The 686-nt window shown below is 72.7% G+C and carries 1 protein-coding gene; it reads left to right on the top strand.

Going from position 1 to position 686, the window contains the following annotated elements; all coding sequences use genetic code 11:
- Window positions 1-686, top strand: a 686-nt coding sequence (selA, locus tag AC5RUJ_RS17785) for an L-seryl-tRNA(Sec) selenium transferase (RefSeq protein WP_494156453.1), incomplete at both ends; no start/stop codon positions are given.

The following is a 686-nucleotide window of genomic DNA, read 5'->3' as shown; positions in this document are numbered from 1 at the left end:
CGGTGCGCGGCAGGCTTTGCTGGACGCCTGCCCGGCCGCCGAGGAAGCGCTGGTGGTCAACAACGGCGCCGCGGCCCTGGTGCTGGCCACTACCGCCCTGGCCGGGTCCCGCGAAGTGGTCATCAGTCGCGGCGAGCTCGTCGAGATCGGGGCCGGCTTCAGGCTTCCCGAGCTGATTGAATCGACCGGTGCCCGGCTGCGCGAGGTGGGCACCACCAACCGGACGCACCTGGAGGACTACGCCTCGGCGATCACCGCGCAGACCGGCTGCCTGCTCAAGGTGCACCCGAGCAATTTCCGGGTCAGCGGGTTCACCGCGGACGTCGGCATCGGCCGGCTCCGCTCCCTGGCCGAGGAACACCGGATCCCGCTGGTCGTGGATCTGGGCAGCGGCCTGCTCCAACCAGACCCGGTGCTGCCCCGGGAACCGGACATCTCCGGTGCGCTCGCCGCCGGCGCCGACGTCGTCATCGCCAGCGGTGACAAGCTTTTCGGCGGCCCCCAGGCGGGACTGCTTTTGGGCCGGGCCGCGGTCATCACCCGGCTGGCGCGCCATCCGCTCGCGCGGGCGATGCGGGCAGACAAACTGACGCTGGCCGCGGTGGAGGCGACGCTCACCGGAGAACAGACGCCGGTGGCGGCGGCCCTGCACGCCGATCCCGGCCGGCTGCGGCAGCGCACGGAGC

The organism is Arthrobacter sp. Y3223164 (genome assembly GCF_059091005.1).
Note: the sequence above shows the minus strand (reverse complement) of the source record. Positions and strands in the feature narration are given on the sequence as shown.